Source organism: Evansella clarkii (genome assembly GCF_002019695.1).
Taxonomy (GTDB): Bacteria; Bacillota; Bacilli; order Bacillales; family Salisediminibacteriaceae; genus Evansella; species Evansella clarkii.
Map to the genome: position 1 here is coordinate 490,291 of NZ_KV917376.1, position 24,872 is coordinate 515,162.

General features: G+C 43.9%; 17 protein-coding genes. 5 read left to right on the forward strand and 12 right to left on the reverse strand.

The annotated features are described in order from the left end of the window. Positions 1-427: 427 nt before the first annotated feature. The 5 genes from BK582_RS02165 to BK582_RS02185 form a co-directional block, all read right to left on the reverse strand. Complete coding sequence (locus BK582_RS02165) at positions 428-1,636, reverse strand: DUF6612 family protein (protein WP_078592781.1); 1,209 nt, start codon at positions 1,634-1,636, stop codon at positions 428-430. Between the two features lie 271 nt (positions 1,637-1,907). Further along, positions 1,908-3,554 carry an SLC13 family permease gene (locus BK582_RS02170; protein WP_078592782.1) on the reverse strand — a complete coding sequence of 549 codons (1,647 nt, stop codon included), beginning with the start codon at positions 3,552-3,554 and terminating at the stop codon, positions 1,908-1,910. A 148-nt stretch (positions 3,555-3,702) separates the two neighbouring features. Continuing rightward, positions 3,703-4,857, reverse strand: coding sequence for a DUF2812 domain-containing protein (locus BK582_RS02175; protein ID WP_169910750.1), 1,155 nt, complete (start codon positions 4,855-4,857; stop codon positions 3,703-3,705). A gap of 237 nt (positions 4,858-5,094) precedes the next feature. Beyond that, complete coding sequence (locus BK582_RS02180; RefSeq protein ID WP_078592784.1) at positions 5,095-5,463, reverse strand: SpoIIAA family protein; 369 nt, start codon at positions 5,461-5,463, stop codon at positions 5,095-5,097. 187 nt (positions 5,464-5,650) lie between these two features. Then, positions 5,651-6,604 carry an SDR family NAD(P)-dependent oxidoreductase gene (locus BK582_RS02185; RefSeq protein ID WP_078592785.1) on the reverse strand — a complete coding sequence of 318 codons (954 nt, stop codon included), beginning with the start codon at positions 6,602-6,604 and terminating at the stop codon, positions 5,651-5,653. Between the two features lie 197 nt (positions 6,605-6,801). On the opposite strand from BK582_RS02185, the gene BK582_RS02190 reads away from it, so the two are divergent. The 3 genes from BK582_RS02190 (at position 6,802) to BK582_RS02200 (ending at position 13,268) form a co-directional block, all read left to right on the forward strand. Next, a complete protein-coding gene (locus tag BK582_RS02190) occupies positions 6,802-8,457 on the forward strand; it encodes an FAD-binding dehydrogenase (RefSeq protein WP_078592786.1) in 1,656 nt (551 codons plus the stop codon). 218 nt (positions 8,458-8,675) lie between these two features. After that, positions 8,676-9,869 (forward strand): chromate efflux transporter, encoded by a 1,194-nt coding sequence (chrA, locus tag BK582_RS02195; protein WP_420841219.1) that lies wholly within the window; start codon positions 8,676-8,678, stop codon positions 9,867-9,869. Positions 9,870-10,181: 312 nt separating this feature from the next. After that, a complete protein-coding gene (locus BK582_RS02200) occupies positions 10,182-13,268 on the forward strand; it encodes an efflux RND transporter permease subunit (protein WP_078592788.1) in 3,087 nt (1,028 codons plus the stop codon). A gap of 919 nt (positions 13,269-14,187) precedes the next feature. On the opposite strand, the gene BK582_RS02205 is transcribed toward BK582_RS02200, so the two are convergent. The 4 genes from BK582_RS02205 to BK582_RS02220 form a co-directional block, all read right to left on the reverse strand. After that, positions 14,188-15,111, reverse strand: coding sequence for a nuclease-related domain-containing protein (locus BK582_RS02205; RefSeq protein WP_078592789.1), 924 nt, complete (start codon positions 15,109-15,111; stop codon positions 14,188-14,190). 173 nt (positions 15,112-15,284) lie between these two features. Further along, a complete protein-coding gene (locus BK582_RS02210; protein WP_078592790.1) occupies positions 15,285-16,484 on the reverse strand; it encodes an iron-containing alcohol dehydrogenase in 1,200 nt (399 codons plus the stop codon). 15 nt (positions 16,485-16,499) lie between these two features. Further along, complete coding sequence (ahlS, locus tag BK582_RS02215; RefSeq protein ID WP_078592791.1) at positions 16,500-17,348, reverse strand: AhlS family quorum-quenching N-acyl homoserine lactonase; 849 nt, start codon at positions 17,346-17,348, stop codon at positions 16,500-16,502. An 11-nt stretch (positions 17,349-17,359) separates the two neighbouring features. After that, complete coding sequence (locus tag BK582_RS02220; protein WP_078592792.1) at positions 17,360-18,811, reverse strand: aldehyde dehydrogenase family protein; 1,452 nt, start codon at positions 18,809-18,811, stop codon at positions 17,360-17,362. Positions 18,812-19,022: 211 nt separating this feature from the next. Here BK582_RS02220 and BK582_RS02225 point away from each other — a divergent pair, with 211 nt between their 5' ends. After that, positions 19,023-20,702, forward strand: a complete 1,680-nt coding sequence (locus BK582_RS02225; RefSeq protein WP_078592793.1) for a sigma 54-interacting transcriptional regulator — start codon at positions 19,023-19,025, stop codon at positions 20,700-20,702. Positions 20,703-20,787: 85 nt separating this feature from the next. Here BK582_RS02225 and BK582_RS02230 read toward each other — a convergent pair whose 3' ends face one another. From BK582_RS02230 to BK582_RS02240, 3 genes are all read right to left on the reverse strand, one after another. Further along, a complete protein-coding gene (locus BK582_RS02230; RefSeq protein ID WP_169910753.1) occupies positions 20,788-21,636 on the reverse strand; it encodes a tyrosine-type recombinase/integrase in 849 nt (282 codons plus the stop codon). Between the two features lie 181 nt (positions 21,637-21,817). Then, on the reverse strand, positions 21,818-23,032 hold the full coding sequence (locus BK582_RS02235) for an ISL3 family transposase (protein ID WP_078592795.1): 1,215 nt from the start codon (positions 23,030-23,032) through the stop codon (positions 21,818-21,820). Positions 23,033-23,200: 168 nt separating this feature from the next. Beyond that, the gene (locus BK582_RS02240; RefSeq protein WP_078592796.1) at positions 23,201-24,043 is read right to left on the reverse strand and encodes an STAS domain-containing protein; all 843 of its coding nucleotides are present in this window, start codon (positions 24,041-24,043) and stop codon (positions 23,201-23,203) included. A gap of 515 nt (positions 24,044-24,558) precedes the next feature. Here BK582_RS02240 and BK582_RS02245 point away from each other — a divergent pair. Beyond that, positions 24,559-24,872: transposase (locus BK582_RS02245; RefSeq protein ID WP_139368303.1), on the forward strand; the 314-nt coding region annotated here is incomplete at its 3' end.

Below are 24,872 nucleotides of genomic sequence, written 5' to 3' on the forward strand. Positions count from 1 at the left end.
ACTCTTTACCTGCGACGAGTAACCGCAGACCCAAGCACTGCCTCTTCCTTTGCGAGTACAGCTCCGGAGTGTATCCGTCGAGGCAACTCGCAGTGTTTCTTGAAGCTTTGCTCGTTGGATAGCATACTCGAAGATGCAGCGCAGAAGCCGCTCTTTGGCTTCAAGTGCTCCTGCGATTACTCGTCGCAAGGCAGCATAGATGCCACTTCAGGTAGTAGCCTGCCTGAAGTGACCTCGGTAACTGTCTCTTCCTCTTCTAGAAACGCTGCGAGGTGGATCCGTCGAGACAACTCGAAGCATACTTGTGATGCAATCGCTCGTCGCTGGAGCTGGATAACTATCGTGGGATGTTATACTTTCTTATAGTAAAACATAGCACAGCATCCTTTAAAAAGGTTGCTGTGCTTTTTCTTTTACCCTTCACGTATTAGCCAGTCCTCTTTTTTCGGGCAACTAAAATCGCTCCGCCAATACCTGCAAATAATATACCTGCAAGGAGACCGACAGGGTAGAGAGCATTAGTGGCAGAGGCATTGCTGCCAGCGGCAGTTTCAGCGGCTTCTCCCTTTTCCGCTGAAGCTGAAGCGGTTTCCTCACTTCCGGAACCTGCTTCGCTCACTTCCGCCTCGTTATCCATATTTTCACTATTAACATCGGCTGCTTTTGCATCATTTACCTTCTCATTAACATCTTTCTTTTCTCCAGCTGCCGCCGCTTCCCCGATATTATTGCTCACCCCTTCATCATCATTATCAGGAGTTGTTCCAGCAGCTGCTTCAACGCCCCCATCATTTTCTTCATTAATCAATTCATCCAGATCCACCGCTTCCTCCTCAACCTGATCAGGAAGCGAAATGGAATCCAGTTCGTTAAAATTAATATACTCTGTACTCGTTCTTTGCTTCGATTGCTCAGATCCGGCCTCAGTTTCCATCGTAATTTCCATTTCCAGTGTTACATACGAAAGGAAATGTGACTCTTTATCGATTATCATCTGATAATCGAGAGAATCGATGGTCATCCCTTCCAGGGTACCCGCTATAATATCCCCATATATTTCATCTTCCATTGCCGCTAATACTTCCTGTGTATTATTTAAAAAATTCTCCCCGCTGCCCTCGAAAACGAGAATATAATAGCCGTCTTCTTCATAAACAGACATATTGTCGCTAAGCCCTGTCATATGCCTGGCCTCGTCTGCCGGGTTTTCCACGAAATTAACAGAAGGGCCGCCTGTAATTTCATTACTGATCTTTATCCATGACCCATCAGGATCCTGCTGATAAATAGCATCCTCTGTCCAGTAAGCCTCTGTCACGGTATCCTCACCTATCCCCGCATCAGGGGCTGCGGCATTCTCCGTTTTTTGATACATATTAAATGGATCTGTAATTACATCCTGTTCAATCCGCGATTTTGTATGTATTGGTTCCTCCTGGCCAGCTGTAAGAAACGACTGCTCCATTTCAATTCTCGTGGAAAAACTTCCGAGGTCCTCCATCGCCTCATAAGAAATTTGCAGGAGTTCCTCAGCTGGGGGTGTATCTTCATTCGCGGAAACTGTGCCGGTTGTTCCTATAAATAAAACAGAAGCAAGATTCAAAACGATAAATGGAGATAATGTTATTTTTCTCATGATAACTCTCCTATCAGTTCATTAAGTTTAGCTGTTAAAGCAGTTCCAGTTTATAAAAACTCATAATCTCTCTTCTGAAACTGCCCCCTCTTTTTAATTGAAGTACCCTCATTGATAACTGGTAAAACAGCTATCTTGCCTGTTTCCCTCAGCGTTAGTTTTCTCATTTCCCAGTCAGCCACCTTTGCTATGAAAAAAACATCCCCCGTTTCCTGAAGAAATGGGAGATGTCTTGTATCTCTACACTTAAGTTTTTAAATCTAGCAAACTATTACTCCGCGAACGCAGGAACATCTGTTAAATTAATGCCCCACACAAGTGGCAGAATGAAATAAACTGCAGCTGCAATTAAAATTATACCGGCGAAGTTAAGCGCAACACCCGCTTTGGCCATGTCTGGTATACGTAGGTAACCAGAACCGAAAACTACCGCGTTCGGCGGTGTTGCTACCGGAAGCATAAACGCACAGGAGGCAGCAACAGCAGCTGTAACCATCAGGCCGTATGGATGTACCCCTAAAGCGACTGCGAGAGACGCCATAATCGGGAACATCATGGAAGCAGTTGCTGTATTGGATGTGATTTCTGTCAGGAAAATTACCAGAGCAGCAACCATTATAAGCACGATCAGCATATTGACACCTTCAAGCGCTGTAAGCTGGCCGCCAATCCACTCAGAAAGCCCCGAAGCGGTAAAGCCGGCAGCAATAGCGAGCCCGCCCCCGAAAAGAAGCAAGATTCCCCAAGGCAGTTTTACAGCCGTATTCCAGTCAAGGAGGTGTCCGCCCTTCTTCGTTTTAGCTGGTATGATGAATAATATTAGCGCCGCTGTCATCGCTATGATGGCATCATTAATATTTTCGTTAATATCATTAAGTATGAAGGTACGGCTGATCCATGCGAAAGCCGCCAGGACAAAGACGGCAAAAACAGCTTTTTGCTCAAACGTCACTGCGCCGAGCTTCTGCTTTTCGTCCCTGATAACTTTCTGCCCGCCTGGCAGTTCCTTTAATTTCATTGGATAAGCCACTTTTACAAGATACACCCATGCCAGGAGAATAAATATCCAGGCAAACGGAACACCGAACATCATCCAGCCGGCAAATGAAACTTCAAGTCCGTAAATTTCCTGTACCGCCCCTGCAAAAAGGGTGTTCGGCGGTGTGCCAATTAGCGTGGCAACTCCCCCAATGGATGCAGCATATGCAATACTCAGCATCATCGCCTTACCGAAACCAAAGTTTTCTTTCGAGGTATCGACTGACGGATCGTCTTTCAAAGCTTCAGAGATTTGGTAAACAATAGCGAGAGCAATCGGCACCATCATCATCGCCGTTGCTGTATTGGATATCCACATGGAAAGGAAACCAGTCGCTACCATAAAACCAAGTATAATTCTTTCTGTGTTTGTCCCGATAACAGAGATGATTGTCAGAGCGATACGTTTATGTAAATTCCACTTTTCCATTGCCAGCGCGATCATAAACCCGCCCATAAACAGGAATATCGTATCGCTCCCGTATGCTGACGTTGTTTCTCCAATATTAAGCCCCCCAGTAAGTGGAAACAGGATAACCGGAAGCAGTGATGTAGCCGGTATCGGTATAGCTTCCGTTATCCACCAGACGGCAATCCAAAGGGTGCTGGCGAGAATCGCCCGCCCTTCCGGAGTCAAGCCTTCAGGGGTGAAAAACATTAGTGTTAAAATAAATAAAAGCGGACCTAAGAACAGTCCGATAAGCTGAGGTGTTTTATAACTCCGTTTATTCCCGTCGCCATTATCATTACCTGCCGAGGACGACTGCCAGGAGCTTCCCGACTTGCTTATTCTGGACTTATTTGGCTTTACGAAAAAAGTAAGAAGGTCTTTTGTCTGGTCATGCTTTTCCCAAAGCCAGTTCCATGTTGCAGAAATCATCTCTATCCCTCCTGTATGTATTCTGATAATTCCCCATTATATTGGTACTATAGTAATTGAGCAAGCAATATGGATGCGCTTGCATTACCAGGATATTAAGAAAGATAACAGGAAAAAGGCTGATTGAAAAGCTGCACATGTGCTTCAACTACTGCTCCATAAATTTATTTGCAATACTATCTACAAGAATATCAACCGGTTCATCCCCGGAATACTGTACATAAAAAACTTCTCTTCCCGCTCTCGCAATCACAGCCGACATTAGATGATTTTCACTAACCCATAAGTCATCAAAATCAGTACTTTCCATAGGTTCATAGTCTTCCAATGGACTATGCCGGCTGTACTCCTCAACCATGCTTTGGGCAAGCCTCCCGCTTAGTCCTTCCGTTCTCCCTGTATATCGGTACGACCACAAATAAGAGGTACCTGAATTTCCGGGCTCCCACTCATGATCCGGATCCGTAACACTTTCCCTCAGGGAGTATTGCTCCGGCACTAAAATCCCCCATCTCTCCCTGTAAAAGTTTTCTTCCTCTCCTTGATTTATGTACGGCAAAAGCTCTTCCTCAACAATGTCCGCAAGCTGGAGGACAGGAAGTTCGGCTCCCTCTGGCACTTCAGAAGAAGACGTTATATATGAAAAAGCCAGATTCCCGAACACAAGAACCAGGATAGGAATCACAACTAACGCCCCTCCCACACTGATAGCTCTGTTTTTGGAAAACCTCTTCCTATAATCTATACCATGGTGAAGTGAGTGTCCTGATTCCAGCTTGCTTATCAGCTTTGAAACATGGGAACAGGCCCCCATGAGCCTGGAAAGCAAAGCTCCTGAAGACAGAATAAAAATTATAAGTGCTGCAAGAAAAATATCCACAAGAATAGCCTCTGCCGACCATTGATAAACTCTGTATACTAAAAGGGCAACAGAAAGAAAAGTAAGAAAAATGAGTGGCACCTCCTGTATTAAAAGGTCTTTTCTGAGCAGCCTCCACTCAACTGCCTGATACTTACGTTCTTTGTCTTGTTCATTGTCTTCCATAGCCCGGAAAATTCGCAGATTCCCTTTGGAAGGGATGTATTCCCAGCCTTCCTGCTCGTATTCTGCCATCCTCTCATCGAATTTTTCATCCTTTTTAATATAGCCGATACGGTAACGTGTATCGGAAGGACTGCTTTTTTCAAATATGAAAGACCGGTAATTTACCCCTGTAAGCTGCCAGCCTTGCCGGGCCATATCTTCCAGCAGAGCCTCCTGTTCTTCTATACGCCAGTATTCCTGCCATATTGTTTTTTTCATAGTGGTTTTTCCTTCCATCTAAACCTCCATCTCCGGGCACTCTCCCCCTGTATGTATTATTATTTTCGACAAAATCTCCATTATATGTTACATTCTCGATCACCCTGCAATTTCCTGCAAAGTGGAAATTGCAAATCTATTATTGGGAATTTCCTTCTACATAATTAATTCAATCAATTTCCTGAGCTATAAAAACAAAAAATCCTCCAGCTATATACTGGAGGTGAATATGGCTTGCTATGAGTTTTGTTGAGTTTCTAATACCCACTCCCGGGCCTTTTCCTCTTCTTCTTCAGGGAAATATTGAAGTTCCATGTCCGTAACCTTGTCAGCAGCTGATGAGAGGAATTTTACCGTTTTCTGGTCTCCTACAATCGCATACCGCTCTATGTCCCCACCATGTTCCCTGGCAAAGCGAAGTCTGTTATTCACAGCCGAAATTTCCGGTTTTGCCATTTCAGGGAGCCATACAATCAAGTTTACCTTTCCATGCTGGCGAATCGCTTTTCTGATCTCATCAAAAGCTTTTTCATTATCTTCCACTGTCATCGTACCTGCAGCCTTGAAGGCAAGAACATTACCTTCGCGCCATAACTTCCGGATCATAATGCCAGACCTCCTCGACAGAAAATTGCTGTGTTAACCACGGAACAATCAGGTTATGATGCTGTTAGAAAAATAATATCCTTTATCTGAGACCTGGAAACATCTTTCCTGTAAATTGTATGAGGAAATTTGCTCTGATCCCGTATCCCAGTCCGGAATAAACCTTGCAGCAGGTATAAGAAAATTGTTAAACTGCAGCAGTCTCAGCTTCCTTTTCTTTCAGCCAGCTTATCGTTTCCTTCAGCCCTTCTCTGTATGGAGTCCGGGGCAGAGGGCCCACAATGTTCTCATATTTATCCCCGCTTAACACCACTGGTTCCTCTGTTAAGTACATCATTTCAACAAGTTCTCTCATAAAAGGGTTAAATAAGCCCAGGAGACGGATCATAGATTTACTGACGGCCCTGACTGGTTTTTCATAGCCAGTTTCCTCCCGGATAATCTCCAGAATTTCCTTTCCGGTAATCGGGTGAGCAGCGGGAATATTCCAGTTCTGATTATATGTATCATCCCGTAAAGCCAGCTCCACCATTGCTTTTGCAGCATCTTTAGTATATAAAAACTCCCTTGCCTTAGTTATATCCCCTACAAAATTTGCCGGCTTATTTACCACTGCGTTTTTCAGTGTTTCATGGAGCATTGTACTTTCAGCATTTGGCCCGTATACATCAGGCAAATGGGCAATTAAAACAGGCACTCCGCTCTCTTTCAGTGCATTTTCCATCTGCAGCCTCATTTTTCCTTTTTTCGTGTGCGGCTCCTTTTTCGCAGATTCAGAGACTGGCTGGCCATACTGCTTTCCATAGGCATAAACATTATCTGCCATTACAATTTTCGCCTCGTATTTCCTGGCTGCCTTAATCATAATGTCGATGCATGGGGGATGGGTTTCTTTCCAGACTTGATACGGAAATCCAACAGCGTGAAAAATTACGTCCATTCCCTGCACTGCCTTTAAAACATCCCCTTCAATCAACGCATCACCTTGTACAACAGATACATTATTTTTGTCGCCAAAGAGCTTCTCCAGTTTCTCCTTCCCTCTCGCTACTGCAGTTACCTCCGTCCCCCGTGATACAAGTTCATTTACCAGAGCAGACCCGATACCACCTGAAGCTCCAAGAACCAAAGCTTTTCTCATTTGCTTTCCTCCATTTAAATTTGGATTTAAATAATCGCTTTATTACTATAATCCCGGCAGTCTGAACGTGGAGTCACCTTATTTTATATGCATTGCACACAAAAGTAATTTATTGAATATTATGTAATTTTACCACAAAATGGTCTCATTTCTTCTATAATTAATAAATAAGAGCTTTTTTACTGGGAGGATTTATAATGAAATATGATGTGATCATAGTTGGGGCAGGACTGGCAGGGCTTACAGCTGCCGCCGAATTGACTGATGCCGGAAAAAAAGTGCTTCTTTTAGACCAGGAACCGGAGGCTTCACTTGGGGGACAGGCCTGGTGGTCCTTTGGCGGCCTTTTTCTCGTCGACTCACCGGAACAGCGCAGAATGGGGATTAAAGATTCGAAGGATTTGGCATGGCAGGACTGGCTTGGCACAGCCGGCTTCGACAGAGAAGACGATGAAGATTACTGGGCAAAAAAATGGGCGGAAGCATATGTGAATTTTGCTGCCGGGGAAAAACGAGACTGGCTGCACAAACTGGGAATCCGCTTTTTTCCTGTAGTAGGGTGGGCAGAACGGGGAGGCTACCTTGCAGAAGGACATGGAAATTCTGTTCCTCGTTTTCATATAGTATGGGGTACAGGTCCGGGGCTGGTTAAACCATTTGAACAGAGAGTCCGTCTTGCCATCGGTAATGGTTTAGTGGATTATAAGCCCCGTCACCGTGTTAATGAGCTGCTTACTAAAAACGGTGTCGTCACAGGGGTTGCTGGTGATGTGCTTGCACCAGGCAGCACAGGACGGGGAGAAGCAAGTTCCAGGGAAGTTGTTGGGGGTTTTACATATGAAGCAGAAGCGGTCGTGATTACGAGCGGCGGAATTGGCGGAAACTTTGAATTAATACGCAAGAACTGGCCTGACCGGCTCGGGCCTGCTCCTGAAAATATGCTCTCCGGTGTTCCGGAGCATGTGGACGGCCGGATGCTCGAAATTACAGAAAGGGCAGGCGGCCGTTTAGTGAATAAAGACCGGATGTGGCATTACACAGAGGGAATCAAAAACTGGAATCCAGTCTGGAAGAAACACGGAATCCGGATTCTTCCCGGCCCTTCATCCTTATGGCTCGATGCAGAAGGTCGACGGTTCCCTGCCCCGAACCTTCCAGGATTTGATACACTTGGCACGCTGGAAACCATATTAAAAACAGGCTATGATTACTCGTGGTTTATTCTCACCCAGAAGGTAATTGAGAAAGAATTTGCTTTATCCGGCTCTGAACAAAATCCTGACCTTACAGGGAAAAGCGTACGAAAAGTACTGTCCCGGGTGCTGCCCGGCGCCCCTGCTCCTGTACAGGCATTTATGGATAAAGGCGAAGATTTTGTAATTGCCCATTCCCTTACCGATCTCGTTGATGGTATGAATAAGCTTACCGGGGGAAATCTGATTCAATACGAAGACATTAAACGCCAGGTTTCCGCCCGTGACAGAGAATTGGATAATGCTTTTACAAAGGATCTGCAAATAACGGCTCTCCGCGGTGCCAGAAACTACCGTGGCGACAAGCTGGTAAGAGTTGCCCCTCCCCATAAATTCCTTGACCCTGAAAACGGCCCGCTGATCGCTGTCAGGTTAAATATACTGAGCCGAAAAACACTCGGCGGCCTTCAGACTGATCTGTCAGGACGAGTGCTCAGCATGTCAGGCAGTCCCGTACAAGGCCTTTATGCCGCTGGAGAAGCAGCTGGTTTTGGGGGCGGAGGCGTCCACGGCTACCGTTCTCTGGAAGGCACCTTTCTGGGAGGCTGTCTGTTCAGCGGAAGGCAGACAGGGCGGGGAATTGCAGAGGACCTGAAATAAATTAATTAAACCCTTTGACTCCTAAGCGGTTTACAAAATATTTACGAAAGCTTTTAAGTAAAATTATTGACTTTAAGTATTAAAAAGGAAAAAATGAAAAATAGTATCGTTTTAACAAAAGCAAACTGGTCTGCCGGAAGAACTCTATTTATTTGGAGCTTCTGCAGATGCATTTGCTTCTCTACATATAAACAGCGAAAAAAAGAAGGTGTTTGTTATTGCATAATAAGTCTGACAGCAGATTGAAGGCACTTTGGGAAATTCTTATCGTATCAACACGCCTCGGCCTTACTTCATTTGGCGGTCCAATAGCCCATTTAGGATATTTTCACAACGAGTATGTGCAGCGGAGAAAGTGGATGGATGAAAAAAGCTACGCTGATTTAGTTGCACTAAGCCAGTTCCTGCCAGGTCCTGCAAGCAGCCAGGTCGGGATAGGCATTGGTGTTATGCGGGCGGGAGTATTTGGGGGCATCGTTTCTTTTATTGGATTCACCCTGCCTTCTGTCATTGCTTTAATTATTTTTGCCCTGCTTCTTCAAGGTACCGATGTGGGAATGGCCGGATGGATTCATGGTCTGAAAATAGTCGCTGTAGCTGTAGTGGCCCACGCGATTATGGGGATGGCCTCCAAGCTGGCTCCCGACTTGAAAAGAAAGGCGATCGCGTTATTTGCATTAGTCGCCACCCTTTTATGGCAGACTACTTTCACTCAGGTAGGAGTTATCCTTATTGCAGGGTTTGCAGGTTTTCTGCTCTATAAACAATATGAGGATCTGCAGGATTCCAGCGTTAAATTTCCTGTTTCTCGCAAGTTTGGGGCTGTCTGTCTCGCATTATTTTTTGGATTGCTGATACTCCTCCCCCTTGCTCGTGAGGCAGTGACGTGGAACTGGGTTGCTATGTTTGACAGCTTTTACCGTTCCGGCTCCCTTGTATTTGGCGGGGGTCATGTAGTCTTGCCCCTCCTGGAAAGGGAGTTTGTACCTGCTGGCTTGGTAACTGAAGAAGCATTTTTAGCAGGATATGGTGCAGCACAGGCGGTTCCTGGCCCTTTATTTACCTTCGCTTCTTATCTCGGAGCAGTAATGGGCGGCTGGCAGGGCGGCCTTCTGGCAACAGCAGCTATTTTTCTTCCTGCATTCCTGCTGATTCTCGGCACACTGCCGTTCTGGGATATTTTAAGGAAGAGCCCGAAAATAAAAGGTGCATTTATGGGAGTGAATGCAGCAGTCGTAGGCATTCTGGTCAGCGCATTTTATCACCCTATCTGGACAAGTTCGATTTTAGCTCCAGTTGATTTTGCGTTTGCGGCAATACTCTTCAGCATGCTTGTATTCTGGAAACTCCCGCCATGGGTTATTGTGGTTGCCGGAGCTGCCGGTGGTGCTGTACTTTCAGCTATTTTTTAAATTATGTATTAAGGTGACGCGGCAGACTGCTGCGTCACCTTTTTTGTTTTAATAAATCTTGAGGCACTGCGCTATCTAATACTCACAATTGGATCTGCATCTCAGAAATCAATCTGCCGATCCTTTCATTAATGGCGCTTCCTTCAAATAACGTCATATTGTGTTTCTTTCCTTTGTTAAAGGGAATATAAAAGAGGCGGAAAAAATTACAAAATTCATGAATATCATCCTGAAATTTCCTGTACACCATAAGTTAACACATAATAAGAGTAACAGTTGTTGCAATAAACGATAAAGACAAGGAGATCTGCTATGTTTGAGTACATAATAAAAAAGCCTAAAATATCCACTCTCTTTATTATTCTGTTAACAATAGTCGGTATGTTAACCTTTTTTCAGCTTCCCCAGCGGGAAATCCCCGAAATAACAGTGGACATGACTACGGTCACCGTGCCCTATCCGGGCGCCTCTGCCGAGGAAGTAGAACGAAACGTTACCAATCCTCTTGAAAGCTCTCTGCAGGGGATTAACGGCATTGATAACTATTCATCGGTTTCCGCCTCTGGAGCCTCTACTGTCGTTCTGGAAATAGAGGATGGCGCAGACCGCACAAACGTTTTATCTAATATCAGGCAGGCTGTCAGCAACGCGGAAGCAGAATTTCCTGAAGAAGCAATGCAGCCTGTTATAACAGACGATACACAAATGGGTGCACTCGCTTCCTATCATCTACTCAGCAGTGAGCGTGAAAACCTGTACGAATTAAATGGGTTAATCGATGAATGGTCTGATACTATCAGAAGCATCCCAGGTGTGGAAGATACTACAATTAAGGGACTGCCTGACGAAGAAATTACCATTATCGTAAGTATTGAGGATTTATCTGAAAATGGCCTGCAGGTGCCTGATGTCATTGCAGCTGTTGAGGGTGAATTGGATACTTTACCTCCGGGATTACAGGAATCTGAAGGAGAACTCGTCCAGCTCACCCTGCCTCTCATAGAAGACCCTGAAGAACTTAACGAACTTTATATCGGCCAGTCAATGGAAGAAGAGGCTGTTTACCTAGAGGATATAGGTACAGTAGAAGTACTTAATGAAAGGCCGGAAGATCTGGTTTCCTATGAACAGGTACCTGCAGTTTCGTTTACAGTACTTCCCGAAGAAGGTGTTGATATACCAAGTGTATATGAAGCAGTAAATGAAGAAATGATGCTTCTTGCTCAGGAGCTTCCTGAAGAAGTGTCCCTGGACCTTCTCTATACACAACAGACAATTATTGATGAGATATTCGGCGATTTATCAGTTTCTTTCCTTTTTTCTATACTCGCCGTTATTGTTGTCACTTTATTAGGATTGAATCTGGCTGCAGCCTTTATCGTTTCATTTGCGATTCCAATATCTATATTTATTGGTATGGTTCCCCTTCCGTTTCTGCAGGTTGATTTAAATCAGATATCAATTATTGGCTTTATTATCGCCCTCGGTATCCTGGTAGATGACGCGATTGTTATGAGCGACAATATTCAGAGGAAGTATCAGGAAGGGAATAATCCGCTGAAGGGGGCCCTGACCGGGAGCAAGGAAGTCAGATCGTCAATCATTACCTCCACCCTGGCGATTGTATTCACCTTTTTACCATTATTATTTATTTCCGGAGCAAACGGAGATTTTATCCGGGCAATGCCGAGCGTACTTATTACAACAATAATTGCTTCTACAATTGTTTCTCTCTCTCTCGTACCTGTTTTTCTTGTCTGGCGTGAAAAAAGACGTCAGAGGAAAAACAAAGAAGGCGAGAATGGCAAAAGGAATGTTCCTCTTGGCATTCTCGGAAAGCAGCTGGACCGCCTTGCCGGCTGGTACAGTAATGTTATTTTGAAAAAAGTAGTTAAACACCCTTGGAAAACAGGGATTACCGGGCTTATCCTCTGTACACTGGCTTATGGACTGATTCCATTTATACCAGTCGTGTTTTTTCCAAGTGCGGACCGTCCTGAAGTAATGGTTAAAGTAAGACTGCCAGCGGGGACAACCATTGAAGAAACAGAAGCAACACTGTATGATATGGCAGGGTTTGTACTTGAAGAAGAAGAAAACATAACTGAATATGCAATATATGCCGGGTCTGGCCTGCCGCCTCTGTTCGGAGAGGGGATGTCCAACACAGGAGAAGAGACAGGTGAGATGCTGTTCCGGGTAGACAGGGATATAACTTCTTCAGAAGAGGTCATTAACCGCTGGGAATCACCTCTGCAGGAGGAATTCCCAGATGCGGTGATCGAATTTTCCACTATTGAAGCTGGCCCTCCTGTAGGAGCTCCAATAGCGATTACTGTAAAAGGGCCGGAGCTGGATACAATCAATGAAATCGGCGAAGATCTGCAAGAGTTTATAGGGGAACTTCCGGAAACCCGTACTGTTGTGGATGACCAGGGTTCCCTTCAGCCTGCTTACCATTTCCAGCCTGATCGGGAAATGATGGCTGAGCATGGGATAACATTACAGGAAATCAGCCAGCAGATTTCCCTTACTACTGCCGGAATGCCTCTCGGTGAACTGGACGACGGACAGACAAGACGGGAACTTAGTTTCGTGCTTACGGACGGAGACCAGGGGATTGGCAACCTGGATGAGGTTCCTGACTTTAGCGAAATAGAGCTGCCGAGCAGAAATGTCACCAATGAAATGGGCGCTCCGGAAATTCTTTCCCTGGATGAGCTTGTAACGATGGAAGAAACTTCAGTTATTCCGCGAATTTCCCATGAAGACGGGGAACGAACATTAACAGTCCGGGTGCAGCCAGCTGGAGACCAGGACGCACTGGAAAATCAGATTGAGGAATATGCAGAGGAACTTAGAGATGACTATTCTGGTTACACAATAAACGTTGGTGGTGAACAAGAAGAACGTACTGATTTCTTCCTGGAACTGCTCACTTTATTCACCGGAGTTGTTTTCCTGATTTATATCGTCATGGCTGTTCAGTTTAATTCACTCCTGCTTCCAATCTTAATCATGAGTACGGTCTACCTGGCTGTAACCGGTGCGGTAATAGGTTTATTCATTACCCAGACAGGACTTGGTTTTATGGCCATGATGGGGATTGTGTCTCTTGCGGGTATTGTTGTCAGAAACTCAGTCGTGCTAATTGAGTTCATGGAACAGCGCCTGGCGGATGGCTATGCGTTAGAAGATGCAGTAACAGAAGCCGGACGCGTAAGACTGCGCCCAATTCTTCTTACGGCAGTGACGGCTATTGCCGCTTTACTGCCTGTAGCCTTAAGCGGAGATGTCCTGTTTGTTCCTCTGTCCATTGCAATAATTTCCGGATTGATCTTTTCCGCTCTGTTTACTGTCGTGATAGTGCCAGCGTTCTATACGATAATAAAACGGTAGAGAGCTGGTGTAAGTGCGGGCTGGGGCGGAAATGTGGACTTTGAGATTGGGGATTGATAATTTAGGGACTGTGCGGACTTAGGTAATTTGAAAGTGGGGATTTGAGGACTGCGCGGAACTTGGGAATTACGGAAATGCGGATATATACTATTGCGGCATTTTGGAAAATTAGAAAAGAGATACTGTGAAGTCTGCGGTATTCTGGAAATGATTTAATGTAAAGCTGCGAAACCTGCCAGGCGCTCTTATTATAAGAGCGTCTGGTTTTTTGGGTTTTCTGGGGGCTGATAGACTCTTGCGTTACCTCTCTATGCTGATTTTTTATCAAGCGGGTATGCGAGATGCTCTCGCGTTACCGCTTGGCTTCTTTTTTCTCCCGAGCGGGCATGCGAGACACTCTCGCGTTACCGCTTGGCTTCTTTTTCCTCCCGAGCGGGCATGCAAGATGCTCTCGCGTTACCGCTTGGCTTCTTTTTTCTCCCGAGCGGGTATGCGAGACGCTCTCGCGTTACCGCTTGGCTTCTTTTTTCTCCCGAGCGGGTATGCGAGACACTCTCGCGTTACCGCTTGACTACTTTTTCCTCCCGAGCGGGCATGCGAGACGCTCTCGCGTTACCGCTTGACTACTTTTTCCTCCCGAGCGGGCATGCGAGACACTCTCGCGTTACCGCTTGACTACTTTTTCCTCCCGAGCGGGCATGCGAGACACTCTCGCGTTACCGCTTGACTACTTTTTCCTCCCGAGCGGGCATGCAAGATGCTCTCGCGATACCGCTTGACTACTTTTTCCTCCCGAGCGGGCATGCGAGACACTCTCGCGTTACCGCTTGACTACTTTTTCCTCCCGAGCGGGCATGCGAGACACTCTCGCGTTACCGCTCTATACGGACTCTTTACCAAGTAGAAATAATTTTAACTACTAAACATAATAACTATACTTTCCCTGCTTCACCAACTTATAATTGTTCTTTAATACCCTCCTGATAGTCTTCGCTGAATGGGCAGAATTACACCATTCGTTGATATTATTTATAGTAACTCTTTTTTCGGGAACAAGAAGGGTAAATGCTTTAATAGCTTTAAGCAAGTTTTCATCATTCTCTTCGATTAAACCGCACCTGGTGCAAAGGGTCTTATAGATACCAATTTTGACGTCAAATGAATTACATTTACTGCAAACTGCTCCCTTCTTTAAATCTTCATAATCATATTTTACTTTACGCCTACTTTCGGGATCATCCACATGGTTATCAAGAAGAAATTCAGCCAGCTTCCTGTGGCTATTATAAAGAGCGGATGTTTGATGGCTCAATGTCTTCAGAAAGCGGTTTAACTGGGTGGGTAAAATAACAGGGAGATCAAACGGTGCGTGATATAAAGTGAAAGCCGGGTTTACAAATACGACATAGGATTCAATTGAGATATCTAAGCGGAGGGGCTTAAGCAGCTGGCGAAGAAGGGTTTCAGCTCTTTGCATCTGGTGGACAGGATTGGTTATCGTTTTATTTGAAGCTCGCAGGCACCAGCTATCACCCTTGATATAATGTTCACCTTCAAAATTCTTCACTTCAAACAGATATATTTTCTGCTGAGAAATTAACAAAGTGTCTATCTGGCAGCTGGTGTTGTTTTGCTCAAAGTTTAAATCGGGGACAAGATAACCTTGAGTTAAAAAATTCTGAAGAAGCAAATTATCGAAGTAACATTCTCCTTCATAGCCTTTCACTTTGTTACGATAATAATGGAGGTCATTTGTGGACAATGGAAAACGGGGCAGCAGCGCCTGAAAATACACGACTTCAAGAGGTGTTAACCGGGGTTTTATACATGAGACAGAGCTCATCACTCACTTCCTTTCTGACGGGGTTAATTTAAAGATAATCTGCCTGACAAGAAATTACAAGAAAAAAATCGCCAGGCCCTCCTCTTAAGAGCCTGGCGTAATCATTAATACGCAACTTTCTTAACACCTACCGAACCCATCACCTCCATTAATAAGCAGCTTTCATAACAACCCTACCGAACCTCCACTTCCGCCTCCGGTTCCTTTATTATTCCTTCAAAAGCTGCTGAATAAATGGCGTGGATATCTTCTTTTTCCAGAGGCATCGGGCTACGGGCAAGGAGCCGTTTTTGCTTTGCACCATCTTCTGTCAGCCTGTCCAAAGCGGACTCTGGTATATTAAAGCCGCGTAAGTTTCCAGGAATGCCTACGTCATCTACTAACCTGGCTAGCTCTTCCACACATTTTCGGGATGCCTCTTCATCAGACAAATATGTTGAATTACCCCCTAAAGCATTCAGTATATCTCCCATCCTCTTCTCACAGCTCCTGCGGATGTAGCCCATTACATATGGAAGGAGAACTGCATTTGAATCGCCATGAGGAATATGGAACTGTCCTCCTAACGGATAGGCTAGTGCGTGTACGCCGGCCACCCCCGCATTGAAAAACGCCAGCCCGGCAATATAACTTCCTTCACTCATGTCAATTCGTGCCTGTTTATCCTCTCCATTATCTACTGCCCGGCGAAGCGACTGGCTGATTAACCGGATAGCCTGCAGTGCGAGCCCATCAGTTGTAGGACTGGCGTTTACAGACAGATAAGCTTCCACTGCATGCGTGAGTGCATCAACCCCTGTAGCAGCTGTTACTTTCGGAGGCACAGTAACTGTAAGCTCAGGATCCACAATCGCTGCATCAGCAAGCAGGTAATCATGAGTGACCACATCCTTTGTACTTTCCAGAGAAAGAACAGAGATGTTAGTTACTTCAGAACCTGTCCCTGACGTAGTTGGAATGAGAATCTTTGGTAATCCTTTTTTTTCTATTGCCTTTGAACCTGATAAATTCAAATAATCAGCTACAGGCCCTTCATGAACTGCAAGAACTGCAGCAAGCTTAGCAAGGTCCAGAGCACTGCCGCCTCCCAAGCCTACAACAAGATCAAAGTTGTTTTCCCTGGTATACTGAACAAGCTTTTCTCCCACTTTTAGAGGAGGTTCCGGCACTACTTCAGAAAAGACAGACACCTCGTACCCCTCCTTCTGCAGCGGGTCGGTAACTCGGTTTACTAGTCCGAACTCCATTAACACCGGATCAGTTACAATAAGTACTTTTTCCGGATCATATTTTTCCGTCTCCTGTACGAGCTGATCAAGGGACCCCCACCCTACAAAGCTTAACGGGGTGAAAACCAGTTTGGAAAATGCCATGGTAAGACCTCCTGATTATTCGTAGTAGCCTTCAGTAGATTTACGGAAGTTCTTAAACTGTGCTGAATCATGGCCGAACCATACCTCCGAATTTGTCTCTTTAGCAAGCCTTCTGATTCGCTCTACAGTTTTTGAGTAGCCGATAGAATCATAGATGATTCCTGGCGGCTTTATTGGCGGACCAAAACTCTCAGCTGTATAGATAGCATCAGAGGCAAGTATTATTCCTCCCTTTTCAGGCATCTGTACATGGAGACCTATCATTCCCCATGCATGCCCGCTGCCAAAGTTAAGGACTCTTACTCCCTCGGCCAGCTCCAGATTATCTTCGTCCCTTTTTATCGTACGCCATTGGAGGTTATTTTTAATCCATGCGTCGATATCTCCCCAAATATACGCACCTTCTTTTTCATTCCGGGCATAGGACTGCAGTGTACCGTTAAGCTCATCTTCATGCACCACAATCGTTGCGTTAGTAAACATTTCGAGACAGCCTGCGTGGTCGAGGTGCAGATGGGAGGCAACCACATATTTGACATCTTCCGGACGCACATTCAGCTGTTCAAGACGATTTGGCAGATAGCACTCCTCACTTGCTTTATAAGGAAACATCGTCTGTGTTACTTCTCCCCACCTCCCCTGTGACCCCATTCCCTCAGGATTACAGGCCGTATCGAACAATATCTTTCCTGCAGGGTGATCAATCAGGACTGTATATATTGGGAATTCCACAAACTCTGCTTCCGCTTTCGGATTATGCACTGTAGCCGGATTATGCATAGCAATCATCCAGTTTTTATCCATGCTCATTCGTCCGTTATCCATCACATAAAGCTTCGGTTGCTGCTTATTAATGTTTACCATATAATCTCCTCCTAAAGGGTAGTTTTAATTGAAACGAATTTCAGCTCCGTCATCTCTTCCACCGCATACTTAATACCTTCACGTCCGTATCCGCTCTCCTTTACTCCTCCGTAAGGCATATGATCCACTCTGAATGTGGGGATGTCATTAATAATCACTGCACCTGACTGGATCTTTTTCGCTGCATATAATCCTTTATCAATATTTTGCGTGTAAACACCTATATTCAGGCCAAAGTCAGAGTCGTTTACCATTCTAATCGCTTCCTCCATTGTTTCGTACGGAGTGACAAGCACTACCGGCGCGAAAACCTCCTGGCATGAAACTTTCATTTCATTAGTTGTGTCTGTCAAAACAGTTGGGGCATAAACAGAACCTTTACGTGTTCCGCCGCAAGCCGTTTTTGCTCCCTTATTCACTGCTTCCTGCACCCAAGTGTCAATTCTCTCGGCCTCACCCCTGTTAATCATGGCACTGACCATTGTTTCTTCTTCCATTGGATCGCCGACATTTACTTTTTCAGCTTCCTCTTTAAATCTGCTTAAGAACTCGTCAAAAATGGACTGATGCACATAAATCCGCTGCAGCGAAATACAAACCTGCCCCGAATAAACAAATGCCCCTTCCACTGCCCGTTTTACTACATTTTCCATTGGTACAGCAGGCTCTACAATGAGAGCAGAGTTAGAGCCAAGCTCAAGTGTTACTTTCCTTAAACCTGCTTTTGACTTAATCTCCTTCCCTACTTCCGGACTTCCTGTGAAAGTAATTTTCTTAATTCTTTTATCAGTCAAAAGCACTTCTCCGATCTCACTTCCGCTTCCTGTAACTACCTGGAGTGCTCCGTCTGGCAAGCCTGCTTCCTGGAAAATCTCTGCGATCTTCAATGCGCTTAAAGGTGTTTGATTCGCCGGCTTCAAAACAACTGTATTTCCCGCTGCAAAGGCCGGGCCGAGCTTATGGGCGACAAGGTTAAACGGAAAGTTAAAAGGGGTGATGGCAGCCACAGTTCCAAGAGGCTCACGCCATGTCATTCCCAGGCGGTTTTCTCCCCCTGGCGCCGCATCCATTGGAATCGTCTCCCCATATATCCTTTTCGCTTCTTCTGCGGCAAACTCGTATGTAACTATCGTCCGCCCAATTTCTCCTCTTGCAGCTGTTATTGGCTTTCCTGCTTCTAAAGCAATAGTCCGGGCCAGGTCCTCCTTCCTCTCTTTTAAAATTTCAACCACCTTCAACAAAATTCCCGCCCGCTTATGTGCAGGCATTTCTTTCATTGTTTCAAAGGCCTGTTCCGCACCGGCAACCGCTCTCTCTACTTCCTCTGCTCCAGCCTTGCTGATGTTTGCGAGGAGTTCCTCACTGTATGGGGAATAAAGAGGATAGCTTCGTTCTGTCGTCAACCACTTTCCGTTAATAAAAATGCCCTTTGTTTCAGTTTCCTGTTTTTCAAAGACTTTCAATCCATTCCCTCCCTCTATATGAGTCTTCAGAGATAATATAATGCAAGACTCATGCCAGGCGACAAATCGCGCTTTAATACGGCCTTTATCAAAGAGCTGCTGAATTATTTCACCAATTTTGAAGGATTTTCTCTGAAAAGCAGAGAAACTAGTGGTGAAAATAGTCACCTGGGTACGGAATTAATTCACCATTTTGAAGGGGAGGGCAAAGATGGAAAGAGGAGTGTTGGCGATTGACTGGGAGAACATTATTTCTTCTATGCATAACGGAGTGGTAATCGTTAATGGAGAACGCAAAGTGCTTTTTATGAACCACTCTGCTGTGCAGCTTTTAAAGGCAGAAGGTATGGAAACAGAAGGACGTGACATCCGTGATTTCGTGCCTGCAACAAGGATACCTGAAGTGATTGATAAAGGAGCTTCCACCATTGGTGAGGAAATCAGTTTATTTGGTAGACAGTGTATCGTGAACAGAACACCATTTTATGAGGACGGAAAGAGAATTGGTGCTATCAGTGTGATTCAGGATATATCTGAAGTAAAGCAATACCAGAAGCTCCTCAAACAGCTGGAAGCAATTATAGAGTTTACTACTGATGGTATTTATGTTGTTGATAATAAAGGCATTACTCTCTTTGTGAATCAGGCGTACGAGCAAATTACCGGTTTTTCCAGGGCAGAACTTGTTGGGGAACATATGCAGGATTTAATGGAAAACGGCTATATTGATCAGTCTGTATCCCTTCTTGTACTGGAAAAGAAAGAACAGGTTTCTATTATGCAGAAAATTAACGGAAGGAAAGATGTCATTGTAACCGGGAACCCCGTCTTTAATGATGATGGAACTATAGAGCTTGTGGTCACTAGCGTCAGGGATATCACCCAGCTAAACGAACTTCGTAAAGAATTGATGAAAGCTAAAACTTTTTCGAAAATCAATCAGCATCGCTACTCTTTTAAGCTGGAAGATTCTGAAGAAGTTATTGTATTTGAAAGCAATATTATGAATGAAATATACGAGCAAGTGCACCAGATTGCCCCTTATCCGACTAGCGTTCTGCTTACCGGACCTTCAGGTTCCGGAAAAGAAGTCATAGCCAATTTAATTCACAATTGCAGCCAGCGAAATAAACAGCCTTTCATTAAAGTTAACTGCGGTGCCATTCCTGAGCAACTCCTGGAATCTGAACTCTTTGGTTATGTACCAGGAGCTTTCACCGGAGCCAGCAGAGAAGGAAAAATTGGACTTCTTGAGCTCGCTGACCAGGGTACAGTTATGCTGGATGAAATTGGAGAGATGCCTCTTTCGCTGCAAGTGAAGCTTCTCCGTGTCCTCCAGGAAAAACAAATCTACCGAATAGGCAGTAATAAGCCAATAAAGCTTGATATACGAATTATTTCAGCAACAAATCAGAACTTGGAAAACCAAATAAAAAAAGGTGTTTTCCGAGAAGATTTATACTACCGTCTTAAAGTGATTGAAATAAAAATCCCCCCACTTTTTGAAAGGAAGGAAGATATCGGGGTTTTGGTGGAATACTTTTTTCAGCATTATTGTCAGCTATACAGTATTCATAAAGAATTGTCACAAGATGCAAAAGCGTTTCTTCTTTCCTATCAATGGCCCGGAAACGTACGGGAGCTGAAAAATATGGTTGAAAATTTAATAGTCTCCGTTCCTTCCTCCGTAATCGAACCATATAATCTTCCTTTTCACATTACAGAGGGAAATAATACAGGGGAACGTAATTTGAAAGATCGTGTAGATAAGTTTGAAAAACGCCTCGTGATGGAAACTTTAAGACAGAGTCCTTCCATACGAAAGGCTGCAAAAGAACTGGGGATTAACCACTCTACTTTAGTAAAAAAACTAAAAAGATGGAATGAATAAAGGTGACCTAGTGAATTGCGGGGTTTCAATTAATGCCATATGTATAATTTCAAGGAAGTTTAAAAAAGCGCAGAGTATCCGGACTCTACGCTTCTTTTAATTCTTCCTCCGCTATTTTTACAGCCTTTATATATTGTTTCGTTACATGGATATCTGAGTGTCCGGCCAGCTGTGCCACAATTGATACATCAAGACCTTTTTCAATAAGCCTGTAGCAAAAGGTATGCCGCAGTTTATGAGGATATACATCGTATTGCTTTAACATATGCTGAACTGTCCGGGATGAGATCCTCTTATTATAATTGGATAAAAACAATGCTAGTTCTTCGTCCGTTCTTGTCTCCAGATATTCCTTCAGGTGATGAACGAGGGATTTGGGCAGCGGTATGGTCCGCTGTTGATCATTCCCCTGGCCTCTTACAGTCAGCTGGCCAGTATGATGTTTTGAGTTCAATTCAATATCGCTAATGTTTAAAGAGCATAGCTCAGATACACGTACGCCTGTTTCTAATAGAGTATAAGCAATAGCTATATTCCTTTTATTTCTATCCTTTTCAATCTTATTTAGCAGCTCCTGAACCTCTTCCTCCGTCATTGATTCCGGAAAAAAATCTCCCTCTTCTTTCTCAAAGACAGGAATGTCCTGAACGATATCCGGCCGCCCGATAGATTTTGCAAAAGTATTAAGAGTGTTGCACGTCTTCTTAATTGTTGAAGTACTGCGCTTTTGTTTGTTTTCTAAAAACTCAAGATAATCCTGTATATCTTTTGTGGAGAGTTCATTAATCACTCTTCCATTATTGTTCATCCACTGCATAAATAATTGCAGTACTCCGTTATATGTTTTAATGGTATTTTCTGATCTTCCTTTTGCGGAGAGATAGCCAGCAAAAGAATCTAACATACCAGTATATTCTGAATTATGTTTATCCACCTCTATCTCCCCCTCCTTTGTTTCGGACATTATAACCCATCTAGTCTATTTTGTCAAATTCTGCGCAACTCCCCTGACATATAGTTCGGTTTTTCATTATTAATATCGGTATATCCCCTCTAAACTATAAAAAAAGGGTTCTAAGTCAAATGTTGGGGGTGGGAGATAATCTCCTGCCCCTTTATCCCACTCGAATTGTTTGTCCTTTTAATTGGTGATGTAATAACACACGAAGGCGTAAGCGATCGTACCTCCTAAAACCGAACCCGTTTCGTTTAATTACTTTTGTTTGGTTATTCAACCCTTCAATAGGACCGTTGGTATATCCAAAGGTAAAGCTATTCATGATTTCCGTCTGCCAGTTCTTTAGCGTTTCAATTGCTTTAATAAATTCTTTCATCCCGGACTGTTCCACCTGGTGATAAAAGCTGTAAAGGCCACGTTTTACTTTAAACCCATCTTTAGGCCCTGTCTTTTTGGCCTCATCAAACCAGGAACGAAATGCCTCTTTGAGCCTGTAAGCTTCCTTCAATTCATCAGACAGGTGAAGGTACCTCTCCAGATACCAGAGCTGCTTGTCCGTTAATTCCTCATATCGTTTGTTAAATACATGTTTCATTCGCTTGCATTTTTTACGGTCATACTCATGAAAATCCTTTTGGACCCTTCTCCGTACCCGGTCCAGTGCCCAGAAAATGTAACGGCAGAAGTGGAACCGATCTGCCACAATAACAGGATTACCAAGCGATTTTTCTACAGCCGACTTGAAGGAGTAGCTCATATCCATAACGACCACTTTCACATTTGTCCCTTTTTTCCGAAGGTAATTCTTGACGGTCCTTACGGATCGGTCAGGCAAAATGTCCAGTGGCTCCCCTGTCTCACCATTGGCAATGATCACTTGATACTTCCCTTTATTGGTATCACCCTTATACTCATCAATCGCGATTACTTCCGGCAGTTGTTTCACTTCTTTTAACATCGGGGCAGAAAGCGAGTCGAACCGTCTGATAGCTGTAGATGGTGAAGTGTGAAACTGCAGGGCGGTATCCTTGAAATTCTTCCCCTGTATTACACGCAGCCCCATCGCCTGATTCCATTCAGCCGAATGACGCTGATAACGTTCAACGATATGGGTTTTTTCCGGAAACCTCTTTCCGCAAGTGCATTTATAGCGACGCTTCCTGTAGAACAAATAAGAGATTCTTTCAAATATCTTCAGGTGTTTAATCTTCTGGATCCGGTAATCATGCACACGTTTCGTTTTCTCGCCACAGGCTGGACAACGATGATGTGTCACCTTCAGCTCTACATGGAGATGGAATGAATCTTCAACTGTCTCTGTTTTTGTGATTGTCACATCTTCTAATCCAGGTAAAATAGTGTTAAAATACATGTTGCACGCAACTCCTATCTTTTTTCTTGTTTCTAGTCAATTCAAGTGTAAAAGATATAGGAGCTTGCGTGTTTTTTTATGCTCACTAAATTTTCTAAAGACCCCAACAAATAGTTTAGAGCCAAAAAAAGAAGGCCAAAATAAATTAGCCTTCCTGTTTAATAATTATTAAAGTGACAATTCCATAACCTTTATTGTGTTTGACAGAGATGGTTTAATGGATACTTTTCCAAAATTAAGACCTAACTGTACTGCCGACTGTGCTATCTCAGGTCTTAATCCTGAAAGTGTTGTTTCTACTCCTACTAACTTCAGGGCATCTATTAACTGCCCCAGTTCTCGGGCAACAATTTTATCCATTACTGCTACTCCCGACAGATCAAGCAGTAAATGATTCACCCCAAGACGGGAACACTCTTCAAGTGTTTTTTCTAATATAATTTTCGCCCTGCTCTCATCAACTTCGCCCACAAGAGGAAGCAGCGCAACCTGCTCATTAAGTGTAATTATCGGCGAGCTCAACTCTAATATAAGTTCCTGCTGTTTCTGAAACCTTTTCTGAGAATAATTAGTGTGCTCCTCAGTAAACCTGACAAGGATTTTAAACATTGTAAGATCCACAATTTGATACCAGGAAGTTATCTCTTTAATGGTATATTTATCTTGTCTCTCTTCAACAAACTGATCAATTCTTGAAATATACATTTCCTGTGTTCTGTAAAATTCTTTCAAAATCCTGTGTAATGGTGTGTTAAGATGCTCCTCATCCTGTGCTACCTCACCAATCCACTTTTCCAGATTACTTAAAAATTCTTCTTTTTCCGTAACAAAAATTTTAAAGAAAGCGAGATGAAACTCATAATTTTGTCTTTTTACATTATTTATTACATCAGGATCTTCAGAAATATAAACACCGGAAGGATCATTTTTTTCTAAGGTCCGGTACCATTCTTCTGTAATTTCCTCAGCATGATCTAATAGAAAGTCGTAGAGTTCCTTATTTCTATGCATTAATTCCCGCCTCCGGAGCTCAATTTATTTTTTAACTTAAATCTATCTAACATAATACCTTATCTAACTGAACATGTCGATTAAACCTGCTAATCAGTTCAATTATACCTAGGCTGGCTTATTTATGGGAAAATATTAAACGTCTGAATCATGTTAATTAACCTAAATTAACCGATAGATGGAAAGAGAAATGAACTTTATAAGGTTTTTTTCATAATACATAAAAAGAGGGTGTCCCAAAAGCCTAGCTTTTGGTGACACCCTCTTCTTTACCAATTAATTGAAGTAAATGTAATTAGTTCGCTCGCATCGCTCTCGGCGGACGCGTTCCCCGGGCAACGCTTCAGCCTCCTCGGGAAAAACGCCCTGCGGGGTCTTCAGCCGTTGCTTTTCCCGCGGGAGTCGCCGCCTGCCGCTCTTTCGAGCTATTTTAATAAAATTGAAAAATAAAGAAATCGCCCCATTTGGTATAATTAAAGCACCACACCAAAACCATACCAGGAGGCGATTTCTTTATGAAACATGATCATATTTCTTTCCAAGATTATAACATGGATCAGCTGTATTTACCAATGGATCTTGAAGTAGAAATCCCAACCCATCACGTTTGTCGCATTGTCAATCGAGCCGTGGAAGAACTCGATAAGAATATTCTCTATCGGTGTTATGACGGGGGCGGACGTCCTCCTTATCATCCGAAAATGATGTTAAAAATTATCCTCTATGCCTATACACAGAAAATCTACTCCTCCAGACAAATCGCAAAACAGCTTAAGGAAAATATTTATTTTATGTGGCTGGCTCGCCACCAACAGCCGGACTTCCGCAC

Excerpts from the sequence above, each read along its gene's own strand:
- BK582_RS02165 (WP_078592781.1), bottom strand. The coding sequence starts at position 1,636 with ATGAGAAAAATAACATTATCTCCATTTATCGTTTTGAATCTTGCTTCT.
- BK582_RS02170 (WP_078592782.1), bottom strand. The coding sequence starts at position 3,554 with ATGATTTCTGCAACATGGAACTGGCTTTGGGAAAAGCATGACCAGACA.
- BK582_RS02175 (WP_169910750.1), bottom strand. The coding sequence starts at position 4,857 with ATGAAAAAAACAATATGGCAGGAATACTGGCGTATAGAAGAACAGGAG.
- BK582_RS02180 (WP_078592784.1), bottom strand. The coding sequence starts at position 5,463 with ATGATCCGGAAGTTATGGCGCGAAGGTAATGTTCTTGCCTTCAAGGCT.
- BK582_RS02185 (WP_078592785.1), bottom strand. The coding sequence starts at position 6,604 with ATGAGAAAAGCTTTGGTTCTTGGAGCTTCAGGTGGTATCGGGTCTGCT.
- BK582_RS02190 (WP_078592786.1), top strand. The coding sequence starts at position 6,802 with ATGAAATATGATGTGATCATAGTTGGGGCAGGACTGGCAGGGCTTACA.
- BK582_RS02200 (WP_078592788.1), top strand. The coding sequence starts at position 10,182 with ATGTTTGAGTACATAATAAAAAAGCCTAAAATATCCACTCTCTTTATT.
- BK582_RS02205 (WP_078592789.1), bottom strand. The coding sequence starts at position 15,111 with ATGAGCTCTGTCTCATGTATAAAACCCCGGTTAACACCTCTTGAAGTC.
- BK582_RS02210 (WP_078592790.1), bottom strand. The coding sequence starts at position 16,484 with ATGGCATTTTCCAAACTGGTTTTCACCCCGTTAAGCTTTGTAGGGTGG.
- ahlS (WP_078592791.1), bottom strand. The coding sequence starts at position 17,348 with ATGGTAAACATTAATAAGCAGCAACCGAAGCTTTATGTGATGGATAAC.
- BK582_RS02225 (WP_078592793.1), top strand. The coding sequence starts at position 19,023 with ATGGAAAGAGGAGTGTTGGCGATTGACTGGGAGAACATTATTTCTTCT.
- BK582_RS02235 (WP_078592795.1), bottom strand. The coding sequence starts at position 23,032 with ATGTATTTTAACACTATTTTACCTGGATTAGAAGATGTGACAATCACA.
- BK582_RS02240 (WP_078592796.1), bottom strand. The coding sequence starts at position 24,043 with ATGCATAGAAATAAGGAACTCTACGACTTTCTATTAGATCATGCTGAG.